We start from the raw sequence: 26,235 nt of genomic DNA on the forward strand, positions 1-26,235 counted from the left end.
CGGCGTCCGCCGTCAATACTGAGGTATGCCAGAGGCTCCCGACGTTCCAGACACCACGCTGCTGCCGATCGGATCGGTTCAGCGCACCGAAGTCGGCCGGGAGGCCACAGAGCCGATGCGTGAAGACATTCGCCTGCTCGGCGCCATCCTCGGTGACACGGTTCGCGAGCAGAACGGTGACGCCGTGTTCGATCTCGTCGAGCGGGCGCGAGTGGAGTCGTTCCGGGTGCGGCGGTCGGAGATCGACCGGGCCGACCTGGCAGCGCTCTTCTCCGGCATCGATATTCATCAGGCCATCCCGGTCATCCGAGCGTTCACCCATTTCGCGTTGCTGGCCAACGTTGCCGAGGACATCCACCGCGAACGGCGGCGTGCCGTGCACGTGGCAGCCGGGGAGCCTCCGCAGAACAGCAGCCTGGCCGCGACGTACCGCAAGCTGGATGAGGCCGGGGGATTGGACGCGGCGGCGGTCGCCGATGCGCTCCGCGGCGCGCTCGTCTCACCGGTGATCACCGCCCATCCCACCGAAACCCGGCGACGGACCATCTTCGACACCCAGAACCGGATCACCGACCTGATGCGGTTGCGGCTGCACGGGCACACGCGCACGCGCGACGACCGCGACATCGAGACCGAGTTGCGGCGGCACATCCTCACCCTGTGGCAGACGGCGCTGATCCGGTTGTCACGGTTGAAGATTCAAGACGAGATCGCCACCGGTCTGCGTTATTACCCGGCCGCGTTCTTCGACGTCATCCCGCAGGTCAACGCCGAGGTGCGCGCCGCGCTCCAGGCCCGCTGGCCCGGTGCCGCGCTGCTGGAGACGCCGATCCTGCGGCCAGGATCCTGGATCGGCGGCGACCGTGACGGCAATCCCAACGTCACCGGCGACGTGGTGCGGCTGGCGAGCGGCAGCGCGGCCTACACCGCGCTGGACCGCTACTTCGCCGAACTTCTTGCGCTGGACCACGAATTGTCCATGTCGGCGCGGCTGGTGCGCGTGAGTGACGAGTTGCAGGCGCTGGCCGACCAGCATCCTGAACCGGCCCACGCCGACGAACCGTACCGCCAGGCGCTGCACGTGGTCCGCGGGCGCCTGACGGCCACGGCCGCCGAGATCCTCGACCGGCAGCCCGAGCACGAGCTGGGCCTCGGGTTGCCGCGCTACGTCACACCGGGCGAGCTGCTCGCCGACCTGGACGTCATCGATGCCTCGCTCCGTGCCGGCGGTACCAGTGTGCTGGCCGACGATCGGTTGGCTCGGCTCCGAGAGTCTGTGCGGGTCTTCGGTTTTCACCTGTGCGGCCTCGACATGCGGCAGAACTCCGAAGTGCACGAGCAGGTGGTCGCCGAACTGCTGGCCTGGGCCGGTGTGCACCCTGACTATGCGTCGCTGCCGGAAGACGAGCGGGTCGCCGTGTTGGTCGCCGAGCTGTCCACCCGCCGCCCGCTGGTGAGCCGCGATGCCCAGCTGTCCGAACTCGCTCGCAAGGAACTGGACATCGTCGCGGCGGCCGCCAGGGCCGTCGAGGTCTTCGGGGCACAGGCCATTCCGAACTACATCATCTCGATGTGCCAGTCGGTGTCGGACCTGCTCGAGGCCGCGGTGTTGCTCAAGGAGGCGGGTCTGCTCGACGCGGCCGGGCCCGAGCCCTACAGCCCGGTCGGCATCGTGCCGTTGTTCGAGACCATCGATGACCTGCAGCGTGGATCGTCGATTCTGGAAGCGGCCCTTGCCATTCCGCTGTACCGCTCGATTGTCACTGCCCGGGGAGAGCATCAGGAGGTGATGCTCGGTTACTCCGACTCCAACAAGGACGGTGGGTACCTGGCGGCCAACTGGGCGCTCTACCGGGCCGAGCTCGACCTCGTGGAATCTGCCCGCAAGACCGGAATTCGGCTGCGATTGTTCCACGGCCGCGGCGGTACTGTCGGCCGTGGCGGTGGCCCGAGTTACGACGCGATCCTCGCGCAGCCGCCCGGAGCGGTCAGGGGCTCGCTGCGGATCACCGAGCAGGGCGAAGTGATCGCCGCCAAATACGCCGAACCGCATGCGGCGCATCGCAATCTGGAGACCCTGTTGGCCGCCACCCTGGAGTCGACCCTGCTCGACGTCGAAGGGCTCGGCGACGCGGCGGCGCCCGCCTATGACGTGCTCGACGACCTCGCCGCCCGCGCGCAACGGGCCTACAGCGAATTGGTGCACGACACACCGGGATTCGTCGAATACTTCAAGGCGTCGACGCCCGTCAGCGAGATTGGCGCGCTCAACATCGGCAGTCGCCCGACGTCACGTAAGCCGACCACCTCGATCGCCGATCTGCGGGCCATCCCGTGGGTACTGGCCTGGAGCCAGTCCCGGGTGATGCTGCCAGGCTGGTACGGCACCGGCACGGCGTTCGAGGAGTTCATCGAGAACACCGAGGGTGGTCTCGAGGTACTGCGGGACCTGTACGCCAAATGGCCGTTCTTCCGGACTGTGCTGTCCAACATGGCGCAGGTCCTGGCCAAGTCGGATCTCGGCTTGGCAGCGCGGTATTCGGAGCTCGTGGACGACGAGGCGTTGCGCCACCGTGTCTTCGACAAGATCGCCGCCGAACATGAGCGCACCATCCGGATGCATGCCCTGATCACCGGACACGACGACCTGCTCGCCGACAACCCCGCATTGGCGCGGTCGGTGTTCAACCGGTTCCCGTACCTGGAGCCGCTCAACCATCTTCAAGTCGAGCTGCTGCGCCGCTACCGCTCCGGCGACGACGACGAACTCGTGCAACGCGGCATCCTGCTGACCATGAGCGGGTTGGCCACCGCGCTGCGAAATAGCGGGTAGCCGTGTCGGCTGTTCGAATTCTGGCCGTGAGTCAGAGATTCGGTGGTTCGCTGCCGTGGACGGCGATCGGCCTCTTGGCCCGGCCTTTGACAAGCAGGAGAAAGCTCCATTTCATCAACATCGTCCCGAGAGCGATGAGTAAGACGATCGCGATGATCGCGATGACGACGACCAAAGCCTGGGTGCTGATAATCATGCTGACTTCTTGCAGTGGTTGAGTAGGGTATTGCGCTTCAGATCGGTTGGACCTGAGCTATGGGTGTCATGAACTTGGCTTTGGTACAACGCAATTCGTGACCTTCGGATTGACACCCAGATAATTGAGTGGACCCGCGATGACGGTGACCGCGATCGTCCCCACGCTGGCACAGTTCTGTTCGGCGTGGGTGAAGTAGCCGCGTTGGCCGGCCGCGAAGGCGCCAATCACCAGCCAGACGACTACCAGTAACCCTGCGTATCGCATGATGTGTCTCCTCTGATATTCACCCCAGGCGGCGGCGAATCACCGTCGTCGAGTCGTGTTGCCGGCCAGTGTTAGTAGTAATGACGGCGGCCGAAGGCGGGACGTCCCATCCGTCCCATGGCCATCAGAACCAAGCCGATGACGAGGAGAACGACCCCGATGGGCACCAGGGGCAGGTTGGTGTGGAGCAGCATTCCGGCGATGATGAGAACGATTCCGGCGATGATCATGAGGAACATCTCGTTTCGATGGCCATGTGGTGAGCGATGGCTGGTTAGCGTTTGAAGGCGTCTCTGATCTTGGCGCCGGCCTGTTTGGTGTTGCCTTTGAATTGATCGACGCGGCCTTCGTTGCGCAGCCGCGTGCTGCCGGTGCTTTGGCCTATGAGCTTCTTCAGGGTGCCCTTGGCCGCCTCGGCTTTGTTGGCGATTGTCTTACCGATGCTCATTCGCTGTCGCCTTCCTTCTTTGGTCCGCCGCGACTGCGGCTGTGCTTGCGATCCGGGCCGGGCACTAACGCGGCCTGCCGGGATGCGCGGTGTCCGCCGGTCGTCGACCGTGCCAGCGTCCGAACAAGGTAGACGTGCCGCCTTCCACGGTCGATTTCTTGTGGTCCACCACTGCGCTGGTGGTCGTGTCGGCCTGCTGGTGTTCGATCCGTTGGTCGCGCTCCTCGTTGAGGAACGCCGTCTCACGTTGCGAATCCTTGAGCTGGTCCCGGGCGTCTCGCCCGCGTCCTGCGGTGCGTCGTGCGCCTGCCAGCAAAATCGCAAGACCCAACATCGCCACTGCGCCGTCCACGATCCCGAACAGGAAGACGGTGCCGGTCGACCCGGTGACGTGATAGCCCAGGAGGGAGAAATTCTCGGCCAGCGGATGGGTGGCAGTCGTATTGGTGAGGATGCCGGCGAACCCTGCGATCGCCGCCATGAGCAGAACAATCAGACCGATGATGACGATCATGGTGCACCTCTGAAACTTTCTAGAAGCCCAGTACACGCCCTATTTCGACCCTTGTCAACAGCGTCGAATTACATCGTCTGTCTACATTGTTGACAGCCAGTTGGGCCGCGATCGTGGATGGTGCGATGGCAGACTCGAGGGGGCTTGCAGAGTCCGTGGCCGGGGGGCCAATGCGGGCGCTGAGGATGCTGAACGCCCTGGCCTAAACGCCGGTCGCTCGTCGATGATCGTGAGGATCGCGCCGGCGATCATCGACACAGCGGCAAGCGGGACTCGGCGAAGGGCGCCGCATTTACTCGCCGCGCAGCTCATCAGCTGATCGCGGTGGCGATTGTGGGGCACGGCGTGCCTCCAGTCAGCTTGTGGGACTGCCACTTTCGTCGTCGTCATCGCCCCCGCTCTCGGGTGGGTAGAGCGTCGGGTGGTGGTATTGATTCGTTCGGGGTTGGCCGATGTCGAGCAGTGGTGGTGGGGTCCAGTGGGTTCGGCCGTTTTTCATGGTGGTGGTCCAGCCGCCGGTGTAGGCCAGACAGTTGTCGCAGCCGCACGCCAGGCCCAGGTTGGTGATGTTGGTGTGGCCGCCGTCACACCAGTCGGTGTCGACGTGGTGAGCTTGGGAGCGGGAGGCGGGGGCGGTGCAGCCCGGTTTGGTGCAGCCGCGGTCGCGGGCGAACAGGGCGAAGCGTTGGGCGACGGTGGCGGTGCGCCGCGCTCGGCCCAGGTGCAGCGGTTGTGCGTTGTGCTGGTCGAAGACGACGAGGTAGTGGTCGGCCCCTGCGGTGGCGGCCATCTGGACCAGATCACCGACCGGGATTTTCGACCCCGTGTGGGTGAGCGCGACCCCGGCGCGCTTCTCCAGCTCGGTGACGGTGGTGGTGGCCACCACGGTGACAGGCAGACCGTTGTGCTCACCGAGCATGCCCGAGGACAGCAGCATCCGGCACATCGCGGCGAACGCGTCGTGGCGACGCTGGGCGGGGCTGCGGGTGTCGGAGTTGATCTGCTCGGCTGACGGGGTACCCGACACGCAGGGCTGCGCATCGGCGGGATTACACATGCCCGGGGCCGCGTATTTGTCCACCAATGCGTCGAAGTACGCGCGCGCTTCGGGGGTCAGGACGCCCTGCAGATCCGACATCGAGTCCGGTCGTTGCCTGCCCACGGTGAGGCCGCGCTGGCGGGCCCGTTCGGCATCATCAGGCAACGGCCCATCCTGATCGAGTAGATACAACAGCGCCTCGGCGGCGGCACGCAACTCTTCGGGGGTCTGGTGCCGCGCCCCGGCGACCAGGGACTGCTCGAACTGCCGGCGGGTCGCCAGGTCCACCCAGGTAGGCAGTTTTGTCATGGCGTGGCCGAGCACTTTGACATGTTCGGGATTGATCGCCCCGGCTGCTTGCGCGGCGGCCGCGGCCTCCCACTGCGGCGGCAACGGTTCGCCGGTCAACCCCGTGCGGGGTCCGAGATGTTCGGCATCGCGGACCCGGCGGTTAGCTTCGGTGGTGTTGATGTGCAGCCGGATGCGCAGCACCTCGGCCCAGTTTTTCGCCCCAATCTCGCGGGCGGTGGCCTGGGCTTGTGCGGCAACCAGGATGTGATGATCGGCCGTCTCGGCCGCACACCTCAGCTGTTCGCGCAGGGACTGCAGTTCCAGCAGGTCGGCGATGTCCAGGCCGGTGTAGTCGAGACCATTGACCGCGGCGACCGCGTCCTCCAGTGCCGCGTAGGCGGTGAGGATGGTGGCGCGGTCGGTGGCCATATTCGAACACTAGTTCGACCGACTGACAACTCGCTGTGACGAATGAGCCGCTAGTCGCCCACTGTGACCAGCGAAAACAAAGTGGCCAAAGTTTTTTCGGCCGCGCGTCAGCGGAGTGGGACTCGGGGCACACTTTGGAGAGGCCGGCTTACGGAACCAAGCCGCGAACCGACTTCAGCACGCCCCGTACCGCGCTCTCGGTGACCGTGATGGGTGAGAGGACGGTCTCGGCGACGCCGACGATGGCTTCGACGCGCGTCACGATCGCTTCCATCCGGCCGACCACGCCGAAAATGCGGGGCGCGAGTTCATCGATCTGGGTGATGGTCTCATTGAATCTCGACATCGTCGTATCGAGGTCGCCCGTCAGCGTGCTGAGGGTGGCCAGTGTGCCTTCCATGTCGACCAACAGTGCGTCGACCTGGGAGACGGTGACGTCGGCGTTGAGTGCCGCCTGCGTCAGCGTCCGGATGCGGCCGCCGACCGGACGGGTCCGCCCATCGCCTTTGTCGACCATGGCTACAGTTTTGCCGCCGCAGCTGCGTCGAGCAACCACACGGTCGCCTCGGACCCGATCGCACCCGCCGCCGGAAAATCAACGGCTGCCGCGCCACCGACAGCCGCTGCCACGGCATCGGCCTTCTCGGCACCGGCCACGACGAGCCACACCTGGCGGGAGCGGCGGACCGCGGGGAGCGTCAGCGTGATCCGCCGCGGCGGCGGTTTGGGGGAGTCGGTGACGGCGACGACGTACCGCGCGGTCTCCCGCACCGCGTCGGTGTGCGGGAACAATGAGTTGACGTGACCTTCGCCGCCCATGCCCAGCAGGTGCACGTCGAATTCCGGTGTCGGCGAACCATTCCCGGCGACCAGGGCCAGCTCGCGCGCGTAGGCGGCCGCTGCGGCATCGATATCGTCGCCGAACTCACCGTCGCTCGCGGCCATCGCGTGTACGTTCTCCGCCGGAATGGCAACGGAATTCAGCAGTGCCTCCCGCGCCTGCTTGATGTTCCGATCGGCATCGTCTGCCGGCACGAACCGATCGTCACCCCAGAACAGGTGCACCTTGGTCCAGTCGATGGGGTGGCCGCCGACATGTTTGAGCAGCTTGATGCCGGTGCCGCCACCGGTCAGCACGATGTAGGCCACGCCGCGGGCTTCGATCGCGTCGTTGATCGCCGCCACGAGGCGGTCGCCCGCGGCAGTCACCAAAGTATCGGCGTCGGAATACTTCTCGATGATCTGCTCAGACATAAACGACCTTGTCCAGGCCCACCAGGGCGCGATGATAGATCTCGTCGGCATCGAGCCGCCGCATCTCTTCGGCGAGGCAATCGCGAGCTTCCCTGCGGGCCAAGGGAATCCGGGCATCGGGCCGGCCGGTGCGGGTGAGGGAAGCGGTGACACCGGTTTGCGGACGGCTCAGCGTGATGGTCTCGGTCGGCCGGACCAGTTCCACCTTGAGGTCGCCGACCGCGCGCTGGACGGGCCCGTCGATGCAACTGGCCAGCCAGCCGGCCAGAATGTCCAGTGCGGGTTCGTCTTTCAGGCCCGACACCAGTGCCGACGTGATCGGCTCGTAGGGCGCCTGATCGACCGCCGACGCCAGCAGCGCACGCCAGTACGTGACCCGGCTCCAGGCCAGGTCGGTGTCGCCCGAGGTGTAGCCGGCCAGCCGGCTCTTGATGCACGTCTGGGGGTCTTCCCCGTTGGTGGCATCGGTGATCCGGCGGATCGCGAGCTTGCCCAGCGGATCGGCTGCCGGGACGGCCGGCGCAATGTCCGGCCACCAGGTCACCACTGGGGTGTCGGGCAGTAGGAACGGCATGACGACGCTACTCGCGTGGCCCGCCAGCGGGCCGGAAAGCCGAAGCACCACAACCTCATTGGCGCCGGCGTCGCGACCCACCCGCAGCTGCGCGTCCAGTCTGGCCTCGGTGGCCAGCCGGTCGCCGGGAATGACGACGATAACCCGGCAGGGGTGCTCGCGGCTGGCTGTGTTGGCCGCCTCGATCGATTCTTCCAACATCGCCTCGGTGTCCGGGGCGACCACGAGTGTGAGTACGCGGCCGAGGGTGATGGCGCCGCCCTCTTCGCGCAGCGCGACGATCTTCTTGTTGATGGCACCGGTGTTGGTGTCGGGCAGATCGAGAATCACGGCCGCCTCCATTCGCGGCCAGACCGCCGCAGCATCTCGAATGCCGACTCCGGCCCCCACGTACCCGACTCGTAGGCCTCGGGCCGTCCGCCGGCCTCATCCTGCGCGGCCCAGTGCTCCAGCGCGGGATCCAGGATTTTCCAGGACAATTCGACTTCGGCGTTCACCGGGAACAGCGACGGCTCGCCGAGCAGCACGTCGAGGATCAAGCGCTCGTATGCCTCAGGGGAATCCTCGGCGAACGCCGAACCGTAGGAGAAGTCCATGCTGACGTCGCGGACCTCCATGAGGTGACCCGGCACCTTCGAGCCGAACCGCAGGGTGATGCCTTCGTCCGGCTGCACCCGAATGACCAATGCGTTCTGACCGAGCTCGTCGGTCATGGTGGCATCGAACGGCAGGTGCGGCGCCCGCTTGAACACCAACGCGATCTCGGTGACCCTGCGGCCCAGCCGCTTTCCGGTGCGCAGGTAGAACGGCACGCCGGCCCAGCGGCGGGTGTCCACCTCGACGGTGATCGCCGCGTAGGTCTCGGTGGTGGAGGTTTTGGAAAAGCCTTCCTCATCCAGCAATCCGACGACCTTCTCGCCGCCCTGCCAACCCGCCGCGTACTGGCCGCGCGAGGTCGTCTCGTCCAGCGGCTCGGCCAGTCGGGTCGCCGAGAGCACCTTGATCTTCTCGGCCTGCAGCTCGGCAGGGGAGAAGCTCACCGGTTCCTCCAGCGCCGTCAGCGCCAGCAGCTGCAAGAGATGGTTCTGGATGACGTCCCGGGCCGCCCCGACACCGTCGTAGTAGCCGCCGCGGCCGCCGAGCCCGATGTCCTCGGCCATGGTGATCTGCACGCTGTCGACGTAGTGGGAGTTCCACACGGGCTCGAACAGTTCGTTGGCGAACCGCAGCGCCAGGATGTTCTGGACGGTTTCCTTGCCCAGGTAGTGGTCGATGCGGAACACCGACGATTCCGGGAACACGCTGTTGACGACGCCGTTGAGAGCTTCCGCGCTGGCCAGGTCGTGGCCGAACGGCTTCTCGATCACCACGCGGCTCCAGCAGCCGTCGGGTTTGTTGGCCAGTCCCGACTTGGACAGCTGCTCGCACACCTGCGGGAACGCGTTCGGCGGAATCGACAGGTAGAAGGCGTGATTGCCCCCGGTGCCGCGTTCCTCGTCGAGCTTGCGCAAGGTATCGCGGAGTCGCTCGAACGCGGAGTCATCGTCGAAGGTGCCCTGCACGAACCGGAAGCCCTCGGCCAACCGGTCCCAGACCTCCTGGCGGAACGGGGTGCGGGCATGCTGCTTGACCGCGTCGTGCACGACGTTGCCGAAGTCCTCGTCGGCCCAGTCCCGGCGGGCGAAGCCGATCAAGGCGAAGCTCGGCGGCAGCAGACCACGATTCGCGAGGTCGTAGATCGCCGGCATCAGCTTCTTGCGGGCCAGATCGCCCGTGACGCCGAAGATCACCACCGCGCACGGGCCGGCGATGCGGGGCATGCGCTTGTCGCGCTTGTCCCGCAGGGGGTTGACCCAATCCGCCGGCCGCCCGCTGCAGTCGCTCATTTCAGTGCGTCGAGTTGACCCTGTGTGGCCTCGAGCAGTTCGGCCCAGGATTTCTCGAACTTCTCCACGCCTTCGGCCTCGAGGAGATTGAACACGTCGGCCAAGTCGATGCCGACTGCCGACAGCTCCTCGAACACGGCCTGCGCCGCGGAAGCGGTGCCGGAGATGGTGTCTCCGGTGACCTGACCGTGGTCGGCGACCGCGTCCAGGGTCTTCTCGGGCATGGTGTTGACCGTGTTGGCGGCGACCAGTTCGGTGACGTACAGCGTGTCCGGGTAGTCCGGGTTCTTGACGCCGGTCGAAGCCCACAGCGGACGCTGCACGCGAGCGCCGGCGGCCTTGAGATTCTCGAACTGCGGGCCGCCGAAGACATGCTCGTACGCCGCGTACGCCAGCCGGGCGTTCGCGACGCCGGCCTTGCCGCGCAGGCCCAGCGCCGAGCCGCCGATCTTCTCCAGCCGCGCGTCGATCTCGGTATCCACGCGGGACACGAAGAACGAAGCGACAGAATGGATCCTGGACAGGTCGTGGCCGGCTTCGCGGGCCTTCTCGAGCCCGGTCAGGTAGGCGTCCATCACGGCGCGGTGCCGCTCCACCGAGAAGATCAGGGTGACGTTGACCGAGATGCCCTCGGCGATCACCGCGGTGATCGCCGGCAGGCCGGCCAGCGTTGCCGGAATCTTGATCAGCAGGTTCGGCCGGTCGACGATCTTCCACAGCTCGATGGCCTGCAGGATGGTCTTGTCGGTGTCGTGCGCCAGCCGCGGGTCGACCTCGATGGACACCCGGCCGTCGACGCCGCCGGAGGCTTCGTACACCTTGGCCAGCAGGTCGCAGGCGTTGCGGACGTCGTCGGTGGTGACGGTCCGGATGGTGGCGTCCACGTCGGCGCCGCGGGACGCCAGCTCGTGCACCTGCTCGTCGTAGGCCGTGCCCTTCGACAATGCGGCCTGGAAGATCGAGGGGTTGGTGGTGACGCCCACGACGCTGCGGGTATTGATCAGCTCGGTGAGGTTCCCCGATTGCAGCCGCTCACGCGACAGGTCATCGAGCCACACGGAGACACCGGCGGCGCTCAGCGCCGCGAGGTTCGGGTTCTGAGTCATCTGAATGCTCTCCTAGGTCGGCGGATCAGTTATCGGTGACGGCGAGCCGTCAGTTGTCCAACGAGCGTTCCGCCGCTGCGACCACCGCTTCCGCGGTGAAGCCGAACTCCCGGAACAGGGTCTTGTCGTCGGCCGATGCGCCGTAGTGCTCGATCGAGATGATCTCGCCGGTGTCACCGACCAGCTTGTGCCAAGGCTGGGCGATACCGGCCTCGACCGCAACTCGTGCCGAGACGTCCGGCGGCAGCACTGCATCGCGGTACTCCTTGGGCTGCGCCTCGAACCACTCCAGACACGGCATCGACACCACGTAGGCGACGATGTCCTTGTCCGCCAACAACTTCTGTGCCTCGACGGCCAGCTGCACCTCGGAGCCGGTCGCGATGATGATCACGTCGGCGTCGTCGGCCGGGTTACCGCCACCGAGCACGTAGCCGCCGCGGGCCGCGCCCGCGGCGTCGGTGCCCTCCAGGACGGGTACCCCTTGACGGGTCAGGATGAAACCGGTCGGGTTGTTGCCGTGGGTGCGCTGCAGGATGGTGCGCCAGGTGTAGGCGGTCTCGTTCGGGTCGGCGGGACGGACCACCGACAGGTTCGGGATCGCGCGCAGCGCGGCGAGGTGCTCGATGGGCTGGTGCGTCGGGCCGTCCTCACCCAGACCGATGGAGTCGTGGGTCCAGATGTAGATCGGGTCGATGTTCATCAGCGCGGCCAACCGCACCGCCGGCCGCATGTAGTCGGCGAACTGCAGGAAGGTACCCGCGAACGGGCGCGTCGGGCCGTGCAACACGATGCCGTTGAGGATCGAGCCCATGGCGTGCTCGCGGATGCCGAAGTGCAGCACGCGGCCGTACCAGTCGGCGGTGTAATCCTCGGTCGAGATCGACGGCGGACCGAACGACTTCACGCCGTTGATGGTGGTGTTGTTGCTGCCCGCGAGATCGGCTGAACCGCCCCACAATTCGGGCAGCTTGCCGGCGACGTCGTTGAGCACCTTGCCGAACGCGGCGCGGGTGGCGACGGCCTTGCCGCCGGGCTCCCAGTAGGTCAGGTCGGCGTCCCAGCCCTCGGGCAGTTCGCCGGCGTGCAGGCGGTCGAGCAGCTTCTTGCGCTCGGGCTCCTTGGCGGCCCAGGCATCGAAGGCAACCTGCCACTCGTCGTGCGCCTTCTTGCCGCGGGTGACGAGCTCGCGGGTGTGGGCGATGACCTCGGGCTTGACGTCGAAGCTCTTGTCCGGGTCGAAGCCGAGCACCTTCTTGGTGGCCGCGACCTCGTCGGCGCCGAGCGCCGAACCGTGGACCCCGCCGGTGTTCATCTTGGTGGGGGCCGGGTAGCCGATGATGGTGCGCACCGAGATGAACGACGGGCGGTCGGTCACCGCGCGCGCGGCCGCCAGAGCCACTTCGATGGCCACCACGTTCTCGCCGCCCTCGACCTCCTGGACGTGCCAGCCGTAAGCGCGGTAGCGGGCGCAGACGTCCTCGGAGAGCGCGATGTTGGTGTCGTGCTCGATCGAGATCTTGTTGTTGTCCCACAGCACGATCAGGTTGCCGAGCTGCTGTGTACCGGCCAGCGACGACGCCTCGCTGGTGACGCCCTCTTCCATGTCGCCGTCAGAGGCGATGACGTAGATGAAGTGGTCGAACGGGCTCTCCCCGGGGGCGGCCTCGGGGTCGAACAGCCCGCGCTCGTAGCGCGCCGCCATCGCCATGCCGACAGAGGAGGCCAGGCCCTGGCCCAGCGGGCCGGTGGTGATCTCCACGCCCTTGGTGTGGCCGTACTCGGGGTGGCCCGGGGTCAGCGAGCCCCAGGTGCGCAGCGCCTCGATGTCGGCCAGCTCGAGGCCGAAGCCGCCCATGTACAGCTGCAGGTACAGCGTCAGGCTGGAGTGTCCACATGACAGCACGAAGCGGTCACGGCCGATCCAGTGGGTGTCCGACGGGTCATGGCGCATCTGGCGCTGGAACAGGGTGTAGGCCAGCGGGGCCAGGCTCATGGCGGTTCCGGGATGGCCGTTGCCGACCTTCTGAACCGCGTCCGCGGCCAGCACTCGCACAGTGTCGACGGCGGCCGAGTCGAGCTCGGTCCAGTCGTCAGGGTGGTGCGGGCGGGTGAGTTCGGAAATCTCTTCGACTGTGGTCACGGGCGCACTCCTACTGAGGGACGTCTCGGGCTCGGCACATCGCAAGCGAGCTGCATGACTACCCTAGTGCGCGGCGCCGGTGCGGTGCAGACCGCTTCACCTTTGACCTGTCCGGGATTGGGTTTCTGTTCACCTGAAACCACCCTGCGGTGTCGAGCACACAGGTAGCCGGTCTACCATCGTCTGTAGTAGAGGCTGCGCGGCCGTGACATCCGAGGAGATATCTGCGTGAGCATTCGCGAGCGCCGTTCTGTCCACGGGGCGCACGGTTTCGGTCCCGGAGCTGCGGCGTCCGACGAGTCCGGCGCTGCTTCGGGGACCAAGTCGCCGAACCGCGTTCGGGACACGTTGCTGGCCTACCTCGCCCTCACCAAGCCGCGGGTCATCGAACTGCTGTTGGTGACCACGATCCCGGCGATGTTGCTTGCGCACCGCTTCGACGTGGTGGCCAGCCACGGCCCGATCAAACCGCTGCTGATCCTGAACACCCTGTTGGGCGGCATGCTCGCCGCCGCGGGCGCCAACACCCTCAACTGTGTCGCTGACGCCGATATCGACAAGGTGATGAAGCGCACCGCCCGCCGGCCATTGGCCCGCGCGACGGTACCCACCCGACACGCGCTGATCTTCGGTCTGGTGCTGACGGTCACCTCGTTCCTGTGGCTGTGGCGCACCTCGAATCTGCTGTCGGGCCTCCTGGCCCTGGCGACCATCGCCTTCTATGTCTTCGTCTACACGCTGCTGCTGAAGCGCCGCACCTCGCAGAATGTGGTGTGGGGTGGCGCGGCCGGCTGCATGCCGGTGATGATCGGCTGGTCCGCGGTGACCGGCACCATTGCGTGGCCGGCGCTGGTGATGTTCCTGATCATCTTCTTCTGGACGCCGCCGCACACCTGGGCGCTGGCCATGCGCTACAAGGAGGACTACGAGGCAGCCGGGGTACCGATGCTGCCGGTCGTCGCCACCGAGCGCGAGGTCACCAGGCAGATTCTGATCTACACCTGGGCGACCGTCGTGACGACGCTGGCGCTGGCATTGGCCACCGGTTGGCTGTACGCGGCCGTCGCTCTCGTCGCCGGTGCCTGGTTCCTGGTCATGGCGCACCAGCTGTACTCCGGTGTGAAGCGCGGTGAGCCGGTCAAGCCGCTCCGCCTGTTCCTGCAGTCGAACAACTACCTGGCGGTGGTGTTCTGCGCACTCGCTGTCGACTCGGCACTGGCGCTGCCGATGGTGTTCGGCCGCTGAGCCGGCCGACCCGCCACGGGCGCTAGCTTAGGGGCATGCCCCAACTCGTCAGCCCGGATAACTTCGCCCGCGCCGAATCTGATCTGTACTTCTCCGGTATCGCCAGGGACAGCGGGGGCGCCGGCAGCTTTCTGCATCACCGTGAACTCAGCCCGATCGATCACCAGGTCGTCATCCGGCAGAACCGCGACACGCTCTACTCGGCCGCGGTCTTCGACCTCGATGCCGGGCCCGTGACCGTCACCCTGCCGAACAGCGGTGACCGCTTCATGTCGCTCCAGATCATCAGCGAGGACCACTACACGACCCAGGTGGCCTACGCCCCGGCCGCGGTGACCCTGACGCGCGACGAGGTGGGCACCCGCTACGTCGCCGCGGCGATCCGCACGTTGGTCGATCCGAACGACGCCGCCGACCTGGTCAGCGTGCACGCGCTGCAGGACGCCGTCACCGTCGCACAGGATGCACCGGGCAGCTTCGTCGCCCCTGACTGGGACCCGGTCAGTCAGAAGACCGTGCGCGACGCGCTCGTCACGCTGGCGACCACGCTGCCCGACACCAAGGGAATGTTCGGCACCGCAGCCGATACGGATCCGGTGCGCCACCTGATCGGGTCGGCGAATGCCTGGGGCGGCAATCCCGCACGCGACGCGTTCTACCTGACCGCGGTGCCGACCGCGAACGACGGCACCACGGTGCACCGGCTCACCGTCAAAGACGTTCCGGTGGACGGATTCTGGTCGGTGACGGTCTACAACAAGGACGGTTACTTCACCGCCAACGACCAGAACGCGTACTCGGTCAACAACATCACCGCCACCCGCGACGCCGACGGCAGCACCACCATCCAGTTCGGCGGCACCGACGGCCCCAACCTGCTGCCGATCACGCCGGGCTGGAATTACACCGTGCGGCTGTACCGGCCCCGCCCGGAGATCCTCGACGGCGGCTGGGTGTTCCCGGTGGCCGAGCCGGTTTAGGGCACCAGCACCACCGAGCCGACGGTCAGGCGGGCCTGCAGGTCGGCGTGCGCGCGGGCGGCCTCGGCCAGCGGATAACGCTGGCTCACCGTCACGTTGATGGTGCCGTCGGAGATGGCCTGAAGTAGTTCCCCTGCCCGCCAGGAGAATTCGTCGGTGTTACGGGTGTAATGCGCAAGGGTCGGCCGCGTCAGGAACACTGAACCGGCGCTGTTGAGGCGCTGTGGATCAATCGGCGGCACGGGGCCGCTGGAGGCTCCGAACAGCGCCAGGGTGCCCCGCACCGCGAGGCTCGCCAGACTGGCCTCGAACGTGGAGGCGCCGACCCCGTCGTACACCGCGGACACCCCGTTGCCGTCGGTGAGTTCGCGGATCTTGGCGCCGAACTCGGCGGGATCATCCGGGTAGTCCAGCACCTCGACAGCGCCGGCCTGACGCGACAACTCGGCCTTGTCCTGGTTGGAGACCGTGGTGATGACCCGGACGGCCAAGCTGGTGGCCCACTGCGTCAGGATCAGCCCGACGCCGCCGGCGCCCGCGTGCAGCAGCACGGTGTCGCCCTGCTGCACCGGGTAGGTCGACTTGATCAGGTAGTGCGCCGTCATGCCCTTGAGCAGGGCGGCCGCGGCGACCTCGGGCTCGACGCCGTCCGGGACGTAGGCCACGTAGTCTGCTGGCGCGACGCAGTATTCGGAGTAGGTGGCGTCCGCCGCGGCGGTGACCACGCGGTCGCCGACTGCCAGGGCCGCCACGTCGTCGCCCACCGCGGCGATGGTTCCGCAGACCTCCTGGCCCGGGATGTACGGGACCGGACGCGGGTAGAGCCCGGAGCGGAAGTACGTGTCGATGAAGTTGACGCCGATGGCCTCGGCCTTGATGAGGACCTCGCCCGGGCCGGGTGTGGGCTCGGGACGTTCGACGTAGGACAGGACTTCGGGACCGCCGAGTTCGGCGACTTCGATGGCGTGCATGCCACCTATCATTCCAACGTGAAACTCGCGAGGCCCGATATCCGCCATCCCCGGGTCGTTTTGGCAGGTTGTCAGGCTCTCGTCGAAGGCGACGGCGATGACGACGGGTTGGTCGGCGCGCTGCGTGACCGCGGTTTGCACGCCCACTGGCTGGCTTGGGACAACCCGGCCACGCTGCAGGCCGATCTCGTGATCCTGCGGGCCACGTGGGACTACACCGAGCGGCACGACGAGTTCCTGGCATGGACCAAGAAGGTGCGCAATCTGCTGAACGCGCCCGAGGTGGTCGCGTGGAACAGCGACAAGCACTACCTGCTGGATTTGGCGGCGGCCGGGGTGCCGACGGTGCCCAGTGCTTTCTTCGCTCCCGGCGAGCCGGTGTCGGTGCCGGGCGGCGAGGTGGTGGTCAAGCCTGCGGTCGGTGCGGGTTCGGTTGGTGCGCAACGATTCACCGATGCCGTCGCGGCCGCTGAGCATGCTGCCGCGCTACAGGCCAACGGCCGCACCGTCGTGATTCAGCCGTACGACGAGCGCATCGAGGCCGGAGAGACGGCGCTGGTGTTCCTGGCCGGCAAGCAGTCGCACGCCTTCATCAAAGGGCCGATGTTGCCGCCGCCGGGCGGCAGTGTGGCGATGCATGATTCCGGCACCTACGCCGAGGAACAGCTGCAGCCGGCTGACCCGGACTTCGAGATGTGGGACGTCGGCCACGCAACCCTGGCCGCGGCGGCCGCGCATCTCGGCATCGAGCCGACGGAGTTCCTGTACGCGCGTGTCGACGTCATCGGTGACCGCCGCGACCCGAGACTGCTGGAACTGGAGCTCGTCGAGCCGGGGCTGGGGTGGCGGCAGCTGGCCGCGCCGGAACGTGCGCTGGCGCAACGGCAATTCGCCGTCGGTGTCGAGTCAGCGCTCGAGCGGCTCGGCCTCGGTCCGTTCTCGGGCCGGGGCCGCTGACCCCGAGCCGCGCCGGGATGCGGGCGTCAGTCCTCGATCCGCTTGCCGCTCGCCGCGTCGAAGCGGTGTACTTCGCGGGCCGAGAGCCGCACTGACGCACCCGGCTTGATGTCGCTCAGCGATGCGGCTTCCACCACACTGGTGAGCTGCATGTTGCCCGCGCGCACCGTGACGATGGCACGCGGCCCCAGCAGCTCCACGAGTTCCACCGACGCCAGATCGGCACTGCCGGCCGCCGGGGTGAGGATGACGTCGTCGGGGCGTACTCCAATCGTCACCGCCCCGGTGTCCGGTCCGCGGACCTCGATACGCACGCCGGACGCGGTGCGTAGCTCTCCGCCGCGGACCGCGCCGTCGATCAGGTTCATCTTGGGGCTGCCGACGAAGGTGGCGACGAAGGTGTCGGCCGGCCGTCGGTAGACCTCCTCGGGCGGACCGGCTTGGGCGATGCGCCCGTCGCGCATCACCACGATGCGGTCCGACAGCGTCATCGCTTCTTCCTGGTCGTGGGTCACATACAGCGCGGTGATGCCCAGCTTTCGTTGCAGCCGCAGCAGTTCGGTGCGCGTCTCCACCCGCAGCTTGGCATCGAGATTGCTCAGCGGCTCGTCGAACAGGAAGACCGCGGGTTCACGGATGATGGCTCGGCCGATCGCGACACGCTGCTGTTGTCCGCCGGACAGATCCTTGGGTTTGCGCTCGACCAGCTTGCCCAGACCGAGCGACTCTGCGATCTCGTCGGCCCGCTTCAATGCCTCGACGCGGGGAATTTTCTTGGCCCGCAACGGAAAAGCAATGTTCTCTCGTACTGTCAGGTGCGGGTAGAGGGCATAGTTCTGGAACACCATGGCGATATCGCGTTCCTTGGGTTCCAGCGTCGTCACGTCGCGATCGCCGATGTGGATGCTGCCGGAGGTGATGTCCTCCAATCCGGCCAGCATCCGCAGCGAGGTGGTCTTACCGCACCCGGACGGACCGACCAGCACGGTCAGGCTGCCGTCGGCCAACTCCAGGTCGAGGTCCGAGACCACAGTCGTTGTCCCGTAAGACTTTCCGACCTTGGAGAACGTAACCGATGTCATATCCAAATCCTTGTTCGTCTAGTACTTGACCGCGCCGCCGCTGATCCCTTGGACCAGGCGCCGCTGGATGAAGAAGCTCGCTACCACGACCGGCACGATCGCGATCATGATGGCGGCGCTCATGGTGCCGATCTGCACCCCGCGGAAGGTGTTGAAGTTCGCGATCGCCACCGGCAGGATCGCCGAGTTGCCGGGGGCCAGGATCAACCCGTAGAACAGGTCGTTCCAGGACAGCGTGAACCCGAAGATGCCCGCCGCTCCGATACCCGGGTACACCTGGGGAAGCACCACCATCCGGAAGGCCTGCCACCGGCTGAAACCGTCGACGCGGGCCTGCTCCTCCAGGGATGCGGGTACGGCCTCGAAGAAGCCGATCAAGAACCAGGTGACCAGTGGCAGAACGAAAGACAGGTGCGCGAAGATCACCGGTGTCAAGGTGTCGGTCAACCGCAGCGCGTGCGCCATGGTCAGGAACGGAAAGACCATGACCGCGGGCGGTACGACCTGGGCGGCCAGCATGCCGAATCGGGTCAGCGAACCGCCCGCGCGGTACTTGGCGATGACGTAGGCGCCCATGCTGCCCACCACGAGGCTGATCGACACCGTCGCGATGCCGACCAGCGCGCTGCGGCCCGCGGCGGCGAACACCCCCGACTCCAGCACGGCGCGCCAGTTGGTCAGGCTGGGAGAGAACGCGATCAGGAACGGGTCCGCCATCTGGTCCGGGGTCTTGAAACTGGCCAGCGCCACCCAGGCGATGGGGAACAGGACAAACACGAATGCCGCTGTGAGCACAGAGATTCGGAGGATCTCCAGCCATCGGGGTCGGGTCATCAGACGGCGTTCCTTTCGGCAGTCCGGTTGCGTTCCATGGTGCGGAACGCCACCACGATCACCACCAGCACCACCGCCAGCACGATGAAGGCCATCGCGCTGGCCTGCGCGAGCCGGAAGAACTGGATGCCTTCGAGATACATGTAGTACTGCAAGGTCTGGGTTTGGGTGCCCGGGCCGCCGCGGGTCGTCGCATAGACGTACTCGAAAACCCGTAGCGCATCGAGCCCGCGCAGCAATACGGCCACAGTCAGCACTGGTGCGAGCATCGGTATCAGGACGCGGCGCAGCCGGTAGATGGGTCCGGCTCCATCGACACGGGCAGCCTCCATGGGCTGCTTGGGCATCGACTCCAGACCGGCCAGGATCAGCAGCACCATGAACGGTGTCCACTGCCAGACGTCGATGAAGGCCAGGGTGAACAGCGCCCGTCCGGAACCGAAGAAGTCGTAGTCGGCTCCGATGGCATGCAGCAGCGCGGGGACGGCGCCGATCTGGTCGTTGAGCAGGAACCGGAAGATCAACCCGACTGCGATCGGGGTGACGAACATGGGCGCGAGCACGATGGCCCGGGACAGATCCTTGCCCCAACGCTGCTGGTGCAGCGCGAGCGCCAGGGCGAAACCGATCACCAACTCGGCAGTCACCGCGATCACCACGTAGAGCGCGGTGGTGGCGAAGGCCTCCCAGAATGCCGAATCGGCCAGCGCGTGGGTGAAATTGGCCACGCCGACGAAGCCGGGCTGTCCATGGTCGGTCAGCTTGTAGTTCGTCAGCGACAGATAAACCGCATAACAGAGCGGGAATCCGACGGCCACACCGAACAGGGCGAGTAGCGGCGTGAGCATGCCGTACTTGAACTTCATATGGACAGCCCCGTCGTCACGGCCGCCGGATTCCGTACCCTCACTTCTGAATCCGCTCCGCGGCGGCCTGCGCGTCACGCAGCGCGTCGGCGACGCTCTTGTTGCCCGCGACGGCGTCATTGAGCTCGGTGCCGACCGCCTGGATCATCTCTTCGCCGCCCTTGCCTTTGCTCAACGGTGAGGCATTGGCCAGGATCTGTCCGACGGTCTTGTAGTAGTCGGCACCGTACTTGTCGCCGAGCACCTTGGGGTTGGTCAGCGAGCTCTTGCGGATCACGGCGCCACCGTCGGCGACGCGCAGGGCATCGATCTCGGGCGACGTCACCCACGAGGCGAACGCCCATGCGGCGTCGGGCGCACCCGAGTTGGCGGGGATGGCCCAACTCCACATTCCCAGAGCCGATTTGCCGCCCGGGATCGGAGCAAGGGCGTACTGGCCGGCCCGTGGCCCGGAAGCTCCGGCGGGGTCATTGAGGGCGGGCAGGTTCCAGTTGTACGCGACCATCGAGGCGGCTTTGCCGCTGGAGACCGAACGGAACGCCTCGTCGAAGCCCCAGGACAGGCTGTTGGCGGGGGCGGCGGTGCGGTATGCCTCGATGTAGGCGTTGAGCGCCCGGGCCGCCTGCTCCGTATTCAGGGTGGGCTTGCCGTCCGCGCCATAGATCGACCCGCCGGCGGCGAACAGCCAGTTGGCCCATTCCTCGAAAATCTTGTAGCCGCGCTGGGGCTGCATCGCGATGCCGGCCCGGTCGGCGGTCTTGAGCTTCTGTGAGGTGGACACCAGGGCGTTCAGATCGGTCGGGACGGTCAACCCGGCCGACTTGAGATCCACGCTGTTGTAGATGTAGCCGAGCGCGTAGTTGTAGAACGGAACTCCGTAGGTGGTACCCCCGACATTGGTGATCGCAGTGAGCGACGGGAAGAAGTCCTCGGGCTGATAACCGGTGGTCGCGGCGATCCGACCGTTCAGTGGCGCCAGGAACCCGGCGGCGGCGAAATCGTCCATCCACGGGTTGTCCACCACGATCAGGTCATAGGCCGGCTGGGCCGCCTGGAACGAGGACACCAGACGGTCGCGCATCTGGTCGTATGTCATGGTCTCGATCTGGACCTTGATCTTGGGGTACTTCTGATTGAACTGTCCGACAAGCCTTTTCACGGCATCGGTGTCCGGCACATTCTCCATCAGCATCCGGACGGTGGCGCTGGTATCGGTTGGCACGTCACCCGTCGTGGAGGCGTTCTGCTTGCCGGAATCGCCGCTACCGGCGCACCCGGCGAGGGCCAGTCCGACCACGGCGATGATCGCGGGCAACCATCGCGTCGGCCTGGATGGTGCCCGTCGGGCCGGCCGGCGATGCAACATCGGAATTTTCATTCGTGCTCACTTTCCCTTGTCCGGGTGGGGTGGATCGAGGCGTTCACTGCGCGCGGTTCGGCTCAATCCATGTAGGCACCGCCGTTGACGGACAGTGCTTCCCCGGTGACGAATCGGGCGTCCTCGGAGGTGAGGAACGCCACCACGCGGGCGACATCGTCGGGGGTCTGCAAGCGGCCCAGCGGGGTGGCGTCGATCCAGGACTGGCGCACGCCCTCGGGGGTGGAGCCGCTGAGGGCGGCCTCCCATTCCAGTTCTCGAGACTGCATGGGGGTGGCGACGAAACCCGGGCAGACGCTGTTGACGGTGATGCCATGGGCGGCAAGCTCATACGCCATCGCCTGGGTCAGACCCAACACACCGAACTTGGAAGCGACGTAGTCCGACAGGAACGGCACCCGGCCCTGTTTGGCCGCCATCGAAGCGGTGTTGACGATCGTGCCACGTACTCCGGTGCGGATCATCGCGCGGGCTGCGGCCTGTCCGCACAGGAACACGCCCTTGAGGTTGATGTCGAGGCTGCGGTTGAGCTGCTCGGCGGAGACCTCGACGAAGCTGGCCATCGCCGAGATGCCTGCGTTGCTCACCCACGCATGTAGCCCGAGCCGGTCGGCGACATCGTCGGCCAGCCGGGTCGCGGCCGCGGCGTCGGTGACGTCGAGCCGGGAGGCTTCGTGCCCGGGCCCGGACAAGCCCTGCCGGGTCTGCTCGGCCGCGGCCTCGTCGATATCGGTGACCACGACCCGCCAGCCGCGGGTCGCCAGCGTGGTGGCGATCGCCCGACCGATGCCCGAACCGGCACCGGTGACGACGACGGTCTGCGTGGTGGCAGTGTTTTCTGAGCTGTCAGCGGTGGTCATGACCGGGCCTTTCGGGCGATGCGGTGGGAAACGGGAGTGAGCACGTCACCGAGTTCGCGCCACTGGGCATACGCCTCGGCGTACCGGTCGACGTGCTGTGGGGTGGGCAGGACTGGCTCACCCACGGTCTGGAAAGCCGCGGTACGGTCCCAGGTCTCGAGCAGGCCGATGCCGACGGCGGCGATGATCGCCGCGCCGAGTGAGGCACCGGGATGGCCGATGACCGGAGAGAGCGGAGTGCCCAGCACATCGGCGAGAATCTGCTTCCACAGCACCGATCGGCTGCCGCCGTTGGTGACCAGAGCGCGGCTCAGCGGTATGCCCATCGTGGCGAAGACCTCGGTGTGATGCTTGAAGCCGTAGGCGATGGCTTCAAGCACCGAGCGATACATGTCGGCACGGTTGTGGGCGAGATCGAGTCCGACGAAAGCGCCGCGCAGATCCGGGTCGTGGAGCGGGCTCTTCTCGCCGAGAAAGTAGGGGAGACAGAGGATTTCTGCTGGTTGACGGCTGTCGGCCTCGTCGTCCAGGGCCAACAGGTCGATACCGCCGGACAGGGTCTGGAACCAGCGGATCAGGCTGCCGCTGGTGGCCATGCACCCGTTGGGGAGCCACCGGCCGGGCACCGGATGGGCGTCGAGATAGAGCCGGGCGTCGATGACCGGGTGATCAGCGGCGGCCAGGATGTCACCTGCGCCACCAAGCTTCACCAGCCAGTCGCCTTCGGCGTTGATCCCGGCGGCGTAGGCCGACAACACATGGTCGGCGCCACCGACGATCAGCGGGAGGCCGGCGGGCAGACCGGTCGCGGCCGCCGCGGCGGCACTCAGTTCGCCGGCCTGCGCACCGGGAAGCAGCACCGAGGGCACCAGGTCGGATGGCAGATTGGCGGCGGTATACATCGGGGCGAAGCGCTGGCCGTCGACGGTGCTCAGCCCGGATTCGATCGCCCAGTTCAACTCGACGTGTGCGGGGGCGCCGAGGGCCATCAGCACCCAGTCGTAGGAGCCGACCAAATGGGTTGTGGCACGCCAAGTTTCGGGCTCATTGCGTTGCAACCACAACGCGGTGGGCCCCACCGACTGCTGGGTGACCGCTGAGCCGGTGGCGCGCAGCGCCGCGTCGTCGTCGAGGGCGTCCTTGAGTTCGGCGATCTCGGCGGTGGCGCGAGCGTCGTTCTGCAGCATCGCGCGGCGGACCGGGGCGCCGGTGCTGTCCACCGGTACGACGGCCGGGACCATGCCGGTGGTCGACAGCGCGCCGATCCGTTCGGGGGCGACGCCGGACTCGGCGAGCACGGCGCGGATGCCGTCGTGCACGTTGTGCAGCCACTGTGTGGGATCGGCCTCGGCCTGTCCGGGGCCGGTCGAATACAGCTGAGCTTCGCCGGTGGCCTGGGCGACGATGCGCGCGTGGCCGATATCGACGAGCACGGTTTTGGTGCCGGTGGTGCCGATGTCGATGCCGATGGTGAACTCCGGCATGCCGTCCCTTCTCTTAGGTCCTGCGGTCGCTCTGCAGGTACTCGTCGCAGTGGGACCACACTAGCTGACGCTGTTAGATTCTCACATGATTTGTGTAATAGTCACGTAAAATCACGTAAATATGTACGATTAATGTGATTCAGTAACGCACATCAATGACGTACCCCGATGAACGAAAGTAGAGAGGCGCCCCATGACCAACTGGCTTGACGAGGTATTTGGCGTGCGAAAGCCCGTAATCGCGATGCTGCACCTGTCGGCGCTGCCGGGTGACCCTGGATTCGACTCGGCCGCGGGCATTCGCGCGGTGGTGGACCGGGCTCGTGGCGAATTGGCCGCGTTGCAAGAGGGTGGCGTTGACGGCGTGATGATCTCCAACGAGTTCAGCCTGCCGTACCTGACCAAGACCGAACCGATCACGGCGATCACCATGGCCCGGATCATCGGCGAGCTGCTGCCCGACTTCTCGGTGCCCTACGGCGTGAACGTGTTGTGGGACGGCCGGGCCTCGATCGATCTGGCCGTGGCCACCGGCGCGCAGTGGGTCCGGGAGATCTTCACGGGGGTCTACGCCAGCGACTTCGGTCTGTGGAACACCAATGTCGGTGAGGTCGCCCGGCACCGTCATCGGGTGGGTGGCGACGGGGTCAAGCTGCTGTTCAATATCGTCCCGGAGTCGGCGGTCTACCTGGCCGACCGTGATCTGGCGTCGGTCACCGCGACGACGGTGTTCGCCACCAAACCCGACGCCATCTGCGTCTCCGGGCTGACCGCGGGGGCATCGACAGATACCCAGGCGCTGCAGGTGGTCAAGAACAATGCGGGCGCGGTGCCGGTGTTCGTCAACACCGGGGTGCGGGCACACAATGCCGCCGACCAGCTGTCGATCGCCGATGGTGCCGTCGTGGGCACCTACTTCAAGGAGGACGGCGTGTTCGAAAACCGTGCCGTGGCCTCCCGGGTCGGCGAATTGATGGCGGCGGTCACGGAGTTCCGGCGGACGCTATGAACGAACAGCTGCGGGTGCTGGCGGTCGAGGCCGCCCGGTATGGGGCCGCGGTGTGTTTGCAGCAGTGGGGCGAACCGGTAGCGGCGCAGACCAAGAGTGCCGCGGGCGATGTGGTGACCACCGTGGATCGTGCCGCCGAGGAGGCGGTGCGAGCGGTGTTGCTCAGCGCCCGGCCCGACGATGGAGTACTCGGCGAGGAACTGCCCGAGCATATCGGTGCCGGGCCGGTGCAATGGGTCGTCGACCCGCTCGACGGCACCACCAATTACACCCGGCGAATCCCGTATTTCGCCACGTCAGTGGCGGCGAGGTCGACGGCCGACGGTAGCTGGCTGGCCGGCGCGGTATGCGCGCCGGCGCTGGGCGTCCTCTGGAGCGCCGCAAAAAACCTTGGGGCACAAACTGATTCGGGATCGGGTGGCAATCGCCTCCCGCTGATCATGGTGGAATCGTCGGCGCGCCTGCTCGGTACCGGGCTGTCCTACGATCCGTCGCATCGCCGTCGCCAGGTTCGTGAGCTCGGTGCTCTGATGACCGACTACACCGATATGCGCCGCTTTGGTGCTGCGGCCATCGATCTGTGTCTGGTGGCACAGGGCAGCCTCGATGCGTTCGTCGAGGACGACCTCGCGATCCACGACTGGGCGGCAGGTGCGCTGATCGCCGAGGAGGCCGGGGTCCGGGTGTCGCGGCCGGCGGGATGCGCCACGGTGTTGTCAGCGCTCTGGAGCTGACCGTTCGGCGTTGACGCAGACCACCGAAACGCCGGCTGACTGCAGCGCCTCGACGGTGGGATGCGTCGGAGGCCCGTCGGTCACCAGGATCGAAATCGCTGACACCGGCGCGACATTGATCAGCTGGACCCGACCGAGCTTGGTGGCATCGGCGGCCACGATCACCCGGTCCGCGGACCGCATGGCGGCCTGCTTCACGTTGCCTTCCTCGCGGTGGTACTCCGAGGCGCCACGCTTCCCGTCCACCCCGGCGATGCCCATGACGTAGGTGTCGCAGTTGTAGCGCAGGTAGAAGTCCTCGGCCTCGGCGCCGATCAGGCTCAGCTCGCCGGGGCGGACTCTTCCTCCGGTGAGCAGGATGGTGGTATCGGGCTCGTCGGCGAGCTCGACGGCGACCAGCACGCTCGGGGTGATCACGGTGAGTCCCAGATCGCGGCCCCTGATGGCACGGGCGACGGCCAGCACCGTGCTGCCACTGTCCAGGATCACGGTTTCACGCGGGGTCAGCAGATCGGCAACCGCGCGGGCGATGTGCAATTTCTCGTCGGCGGCGTCCGCGGCACGCGCGGCGAACGACGGTTCGGTTGACTTGCCGCCGAACGCGATTGCGCCGCCAAGAACCCGCCGCGCGATGCCCTGATCCTCCAGGCGCTCGATGTCGCGGCGAATCGTCATGGCCGAGACGTCGAACTCGTCGGCCAGCGTCGAGAAGTCCACTTCGCGGTCGGCGTGAATACGTGCGGCGATCGCCGCACGCCGGGACTGGGCGTTCATGCCGGGTGCCATGGGGACAGCGTAAAGCACAGTTGTTAATTAATCACAGCAATCACAGGTCTCTGCGCGTTCGGCGAGATA

The 26,235-nt window shown here is 66.6% G+C and carries 26 protein-coding genes; 6 read left to right on the forward strand and 20 right to left on the reverse strand.

What is annotated here, in order from left to right; all coding sequences use genetic code 11:
- The first annotated feature begins 25 nt into the window (after positions 1–25).
- A complete protein-coding gene (ppc, locus tag G6N59_RS01720) occupies positions 26–2,833 on the forward strand; it encodes a phosphoenolpyruvate carboxylase (RefSeq protein WP_138230559.1) in 2,808 nt (935 codons plus the stop codon).
- A 31-nt stretch (positions 2,834–2,864) separates the two neighbouring features.
- Here ppc and G6N59_RS01725 read toward each other — a convergent pair whose 3' ends face one another.
- From G6N59_RS01725 to tkt, 12 genes are all read right to left on the reverse strand, one after another.
- Positions 2,865–3,029 (reverse strand): hypothetical protein, encoded by a 165-nt coding sequence (locus G6N59_RS01725; RefSeq protein ID WP_163910838.1) that lies wholly within the window; start codon positions 3,027–3,029, stop codon positions 2,865–2,867.
- A 66-nt stretch (positions 3,030–3,095) separates the two neighbouring features.
- Entirely contained in the window at positions 3,096–3,296 is a 201-nt protein-coding gene (locus tag G6N59_RS01730) for a hypothetical protein (RefSeq protein WP_138230560.1), read from the reverse strand.
- A gap of 71 nt (positions 3,297–3,367) precedes the next feature.
- Positions 3,368–3,526, reverse strand: coding sequence for a DUF6131 family protein (locus G6N59_RS01735; RefSeq protein ID WP_220099693.1), 159 nt, complete (start codon positions 3,524–3,526; stop codon positions 3,368–3,370).
- A 44-nt stretch (positions 3,527–3,570) separates the two neighbouring features.
- The gene (locus tag G6N59_RS01740) at positions 3,571–3,744 is read right to left on the reverse strand and encodes a CsbD family protein (RefSeq protein WP_138230561.1); all 174 of its coding nucleotides are present in this window, start codon (positions 3,742–3,744) and stop codon (positions 3,571–3,573) included.
- Positions 3,745–3,808: 64 nt separating this feature from the next.
- Positions 3,809–4,258 (reverse strand): hypothetical protein, encoded by a 450-nt coding sequence (locus tag G6N59_RS01745; protein WP_138230562.1) that lies wholly within the window; start codon positions 4,256–4,258, stop codon positions 3,809–3,811.
- Positions 4,259–4,613: 355 nt separating this feature from the next.
- Positions 4,614–6,017, reverse strand: coding sequence for an HNH endonuclease signature motif containing protein (locus tag G6N59_RS01750; RefSeq protein ID WP_138230563.1), 1,404 nt, complete (start codon positions 6,015–6,017; stop codon positions 4,614–4,616).
- A 148-nt stretch (positions 6,018–6,165) separates the two neighbouring features.
- The gene (locus G6N59_RS01755; RefSeq protein WP_138230564.1) at positions 6,166–6,534 is read right to left on the reverse strand and encodes an ATPase; all 369 of its coding nucleotides are present in this window, start codon (positions 6,532–6,534) and stop codon (positions 6,166–6,168) included.
- 2 nt (positions 6,535–6,536) lie between these two features.
- Positions 6,537–7,271: a 6-phosphogluconolactonase gene (gene pgl, locus G6N59_RS01760; protein WP_138230565.1), complete on the reverse strand. Its 735-nt coding sequence runs from the start codon at positions 7,269–7,271 to the stop codon at positions 6,537–6,539.
- A complete protein-coding gene (gene opcA, locus G6N59_RS01765) occupies positions 7,264–8,175 on the reverse strand; it encodes a glucose-6-phosphate dehydrogenase assembly protein OpcA (RefSeq protein ID WP_138230566.1) in 912 nt (303 codons plus the stop codon). The genes pgl and opcA overlap by 8 nt, the downstream gene beginning before the upstream one ends.
- A complete protein-coding gene (zwf, locus tag G6N59_RS01770) occupies positions 8,172–9,731 on the reverse strand; it encodes a glucose-6-phosphate dehydrogenase (protein WP_138230567.1) in 1,560 nt (519 codons plus the stop codon). The genes opcA and zwf overlap by 4 nt, the downstream gene beginning before the upstream one ends.
- Entirely contained in the window at positions 9,728–10,837 is a 1,110-nt protein-coding gene (gene tal, locus G6N59_RS01775; RefSeq protein ID WP_138230568.1) for a transaldolase, read from the reverse strand. The genes zwf and tal overlap by 4 nt, the downstream gene beginning before the upstream one ends.
- Before the next feature lie 49 nt (positions 10,838–10,886).
- The gene (tkt, locus tag G6N59_RS01780) at positions 10,887–12,980 is read right to left on the reverse strand and encodes a transketolase (RefSeq protein ID WP_138230569.1); all 2,094 of its coding nucleotides are present in this window, start codon (positions 12,978–12,980) and stop codon (positions 10,887–10,889) included.
- 228 nt (positions 12,981–13,208) lie between these two features.
- Here tkt and G6N59_RS01785 point away from each other — a divergent pair, with 228 nt between their 5' ends.
- Both G6N59_RS01785 and G6N59_RS01790 read left to right on the forward strand, forming a co-directional pair.
- A complete protein-coding gene (locus G6N59_RS01785; RefSeq protein ID WP_407665796.1) occupies positions 13,209–14,225 on the forward strand; it encodes a heme o synthase in 1,017 nt (338 codons plus the stop codon).
- Between the two features lie 35 nt (positions 14,226–14,260).
- Positions 14,261–15,205 (forward strand): DUF1214 domain-containing protein, encoded by a 945-nt coding sequence (locus G6N59_RS01790; protein ID WP_138230570.1) that lies wholly within the window; start codon positions 14,261–14,263, stop codon positions 15,203–15,205.
- Here the strand turns inward: G6N59_RS01790 and G6N59_RS01795 are convergent.
- Positions 15,202–16,176 (reverse strand): quinone oxidoreductase family protein, encoded by a 975-nt coding sequence (locus G6N59_RS01795; protein ID WP_163910840.1) that lies wholly within the window; start codon positions 16,174–16,176, stop codon positions 15,202–15,204. The two genes, G6N59_RS01790 and G6N59_RS01795, sit on opposite strands and share 4 nt — an antisense overlap.
- Before the next feature lie 18 nt (positions 16,177–16,194).
- Between G6N59_RS01795 and G6N59_RS01800 the strand changes: the two genes are divergently transcribed.
- Positions 16,195–17,133 carry a DcsG N-terminal domain-containing protein gene (locus G6N59_RS01800; protein ID WP_138230572.1) on the forward strand — a complete coding sequence of 313 codons (939 nt, stop codon included), beginning with the start codon at positions 16,195–16,197 and terminating at the stop codon, positions 17,131–17,133.
- Positions 17,134–17,159: 26 nt separating this feature from the next.
- Here the strand turns inward: G6N59_RS01800 and G6N59_RS01805 are convergent, their stop codons facing one another.
- From G6N59_RS01805 to G6N59_RS01830, 6 genes are all read right to left on the reverse strand, one after another.
- Entirely contained in the window at positions 17,160–18,215 is a 1,056-nt protein-coding gene (locus G6N59_RS01805) for an ABC transporter ATP-binding protein (protein WP_138230573.1), read from the reverse strand.
- 18 nt (positions 18,216–18,233) lie between these two features.
- The gene (locus G6N59_RS01810) at positions 18,234–19,049 is read right to left on the reverse strand and encodes a carbohydrate ABC transporter permease (protein ID WP_138230574.1); all 816 of its coding nucleotides are present in this window, start codon (positions 19,047–19,049) and stop codon (positions 18,234–18,236) included.
- Positions 19,049–19,915: a carbohydrate ABC transporter permease gene (locus tag G6N59_RS01815; RefSeq protein WP_138230575.1), complete on the reverse strand. Its 867-nt coding sequence runs from the start codon at positions 19,913–19,915 to the stop codon at positions 19,049–19,051. Before G6N59_RS01815 ends, G6N59_RS01810 begins: the two co-directional genes overlap by 1 nt.
- A 40-nt stretch (positions 19,916–19,955) precedes the next feature.
- Positions 19,956–21,293 (reverse strand): ABC transporter substrate-binding protein, encoded by a 1,338-nt coding sequence (locus G6N59_RS01820; protein ID WP_138230576.1) that lies wholly within the window; start codon positions 21,291–21,293, stop codon positions 19,956–19,958.
- Between the two features lie 62 nt (positions 21,294–21,355).
- Positions 21,356–22,153, reverse strand: a complete 798-nt coding sequence (locus G6N59_RS01825) for an SDR family NAD(P)-dependent oxidoreductase (RefSeq protein WP_138230577.1) — start codon at positions 22,151–22,153, stop codon at positions 21,356–21,358.
- Positions 22,150–23,637, reverse strand: coding sequence for an FGGY-family carbohydrate kinase (locus G6N59_RS01830; protein WP_138230578.1), 1,488 nt, complete (start codon positions 23,635–23,637; stop codon positions 22,150–22,152). Before G6N59_RS01830 ends, G6N59_RS01825 begins: the two co-directional genes overlap by 4 nt.
- Positions 23,638–23,830: 193 nt before the next feature.
- Between G6N59_RS01830 and G6N59_RS01835 the strand changes: the two genes are divergently transcribed.
- Positions 23,831–24,646 carry a BtpA/SgcQ family protein gene (locus tag G6N59_RS01835; RefSeq protein WP_138230579.1) on the forward strand — a complete coding sequence of 272 codons (816 nt, stop codon included), beginning with the start codon at positions 23,831–23,833 and terminating at the stop codon, positions 24,644–24,646.
- Positions 24,643–25,380, forward strand: a complete 738-nt coding sequence (locus G6N59_RS01840) for an inositol monophosphatase family protein (RefSeq protein WP_138230580.1) — start codon at positions 24,643–24,645, stop codon at positions 25,378–25,380. The genes G6N59_RS01835 and G6N59_RS01840 overlap by 4 nt, the downstream gene beginning before the upstream one ends.
- On the opposite strand, the gene G6N59_RS01845 is transcribed toward G6N59_RS01840, so the two are convergent.
- Positions 25,363–26,166 (reverse strand): DeoR/GlpR family DNA-binding transcription regulator, encoded by an 804-nt coding sequence (locus G6N59_RS01845; RefSeq protein ID WP_163910843.1) that lies wholly within the window; start codon positions 26,164–26,166, stop codon positions 25,363–25,365. The genes G6N59_RS01840 and G6N59_RS01845 overlap by 18 nt on opposite strands.
- Positions 26,167–26,235 lie beyond the last annotated feature (69 nt).

This window comes from Mycolicibacterium aubagnense (assembly GCF_010730955.1).
GTDB classification, from domain to species: domain Bacteria; phylum Actinomycetota; class Actinomycetes; order Mycobacteriales; family Mycobacteriaceae; genus Mycobacterium; species Mycobacterium aubagnense.

Excerpts from the sequence above, each read along its gene's own strand:
- G6N59_RS01820 (WP_138230576.1), bottom strand. The coding sequence starts at position 21,293 with ATGAAAATTCCGATGTTGCATCGCCGGCCGGCCCGACGGGCACCATCC.
- ppc (WP_138230559.1), top strand. The coding sequence starts at position 26 with ATGCCAGAGGCTCCCGACGTTCCAGACACCACGCTGCTGCCGATCGGA.
- zwf (WP_138230567.1), bottom strand. The coding sequence starts at position 9,731 with ATGAGCGACTGCAGCGGGCGGCCGGCGGATTGGGTCAACCCCCTGCGG.
- G6N59_RS01830 (WP_138230578.1), bottom strand. The coding sequence starts at position 23,637 with ATGCCGGAGTTCACCATCGGCATCGACATCGGCACCACCGGCACCAAA.
- G6N59_RS01825 (WP_138230577.1), bottom strand. The coding sequence starts at position 22,153 with ATGACCACCGCTGACAGCTCAGAAAACACTGCCACCACGCAGACCGTC.
- G6N59_RS01805 (WP_138230573.1), bottom strand. The coding sequence starts at position 18,215 with ATGACATCGGTTACGTTCTCCAAGGTCGGAAAGTCTTACGGGACAACG.
- G6N59_RS01725 (WP_163910838.1), bottom strand. The coding sequence starts at position 3,029 with ATGATTATCAGCACCCAGGCTTTGGTCGTCGTCATCGCGATCATCGCG.
- G6N59_RS01810 (WP_138230574.1), bottom strand. The coding sequence starts at position 19,049 with ATGACCCGACCCCGATGGCTGGAGATCCTCCGAATCTCTGTGCTCACA.
- G6N59_RS01750 (WP_138230563.1), bottom strand. The coding sequence starts at position 6,017 with ATGGCCACCGACCGCGCCACCATCCTCACCGCCTACGCGGCACTGGAG.
- G6N59_RS01835 (WP_138230579.1), top strand. The coding sequence starts at position 23,831 with ATGACCAACTGGCTTGACGAGGTATTTGGCGTGCGAAAGCCCGTAATC.
- G6N59_RS01815 (WP_138230575.1), bottom strand. The coding sequence starts at position 19,915 with ATGAAGTTCAAGTACGGCATGCTCACGCCGCTACTCGCCCTGTTCGGT.
- G6N59_RS01745 (WP_138230562.1), bottom strand. The coding sequence starts at position 4,258 with ATGATCGTCATCATCGGTCTGATTGTTCTGCTCATGGCGGCGATCGCA.
- pgl (WP_138230565.1), bottom strand. The coding sequence starts at position 7,271 with ATGTCTGAGCAGATCATCGAGAAGTATTCCGACGCCGATACTTTGGTG.
- G6N59_RS01735 (WP_220099693.1), bottom strand. The coding sequence starts at position 3,526 with ATGATCATCGCCGGAATCGTTCTCATCATCGCCGGAATGCTGCTCCAC.
- G6N59_RS01840 (WP_138230580.1), top strand. The coding sequence starts at position 24,643 with ATGAACGAACAGCTGCGGGTGCTGGCGGTCGAGGCCGCCCGGTATGGG.
- tal (WP_138230568.1), bottom strand. The coding sequence starts at position 10,837 with ATGACTCAGAACCCGAACCTCGCGGCGCTGAGCGCCGCCGGTGTCTCC.
- G6N59_RS01730 (WP_138230560.1), bottom strand. The coding sequence starts at position 3,296 with ATGCGATACGCAGGGTTACTGGTAGTCGTCTGGCTGGTGATTGGCGCC.
- G6N59_RS01790 (WP_138230570.1), top strand. The coding sequence starts at position 14,261 with ATGCCCCAACTCGTCAGCCCGGATAACTTCGCCCGCGCCGAATCTGAT.
- G6N59_RS01845 (WP_163910843.1), bottom strand. The coding sequence starts at position 26,166 with ATGGCACCCGGCATGAACGCCCAGTCCCGGCGTGCGGCGATCGCCGCA.
- G6N59_RS01755 (WP_138230564.1), bottom strand. The coding sequence starts at position 6,534 with ATGGTCGACAAAGGCGATGGGCGGACCCGTCCGGTCGGCGGCCGCATC.
- G6N59_RS01795 (WP_163910840.1), bottom strand. The coding sequence starts at position 16,176 with ATGCACGCCATCGAAGTCGCCGAACTCGGCGGTCCCGAAGTCCTGTCC.
- G6N59_RS01740 (WP_138230561.1), bottom strand. The coding sequence starts at position 3,744 with ATGAGCATCGGTAAGACAATCGCCAACAAAGCCGAGGCGGCCAAGGGC.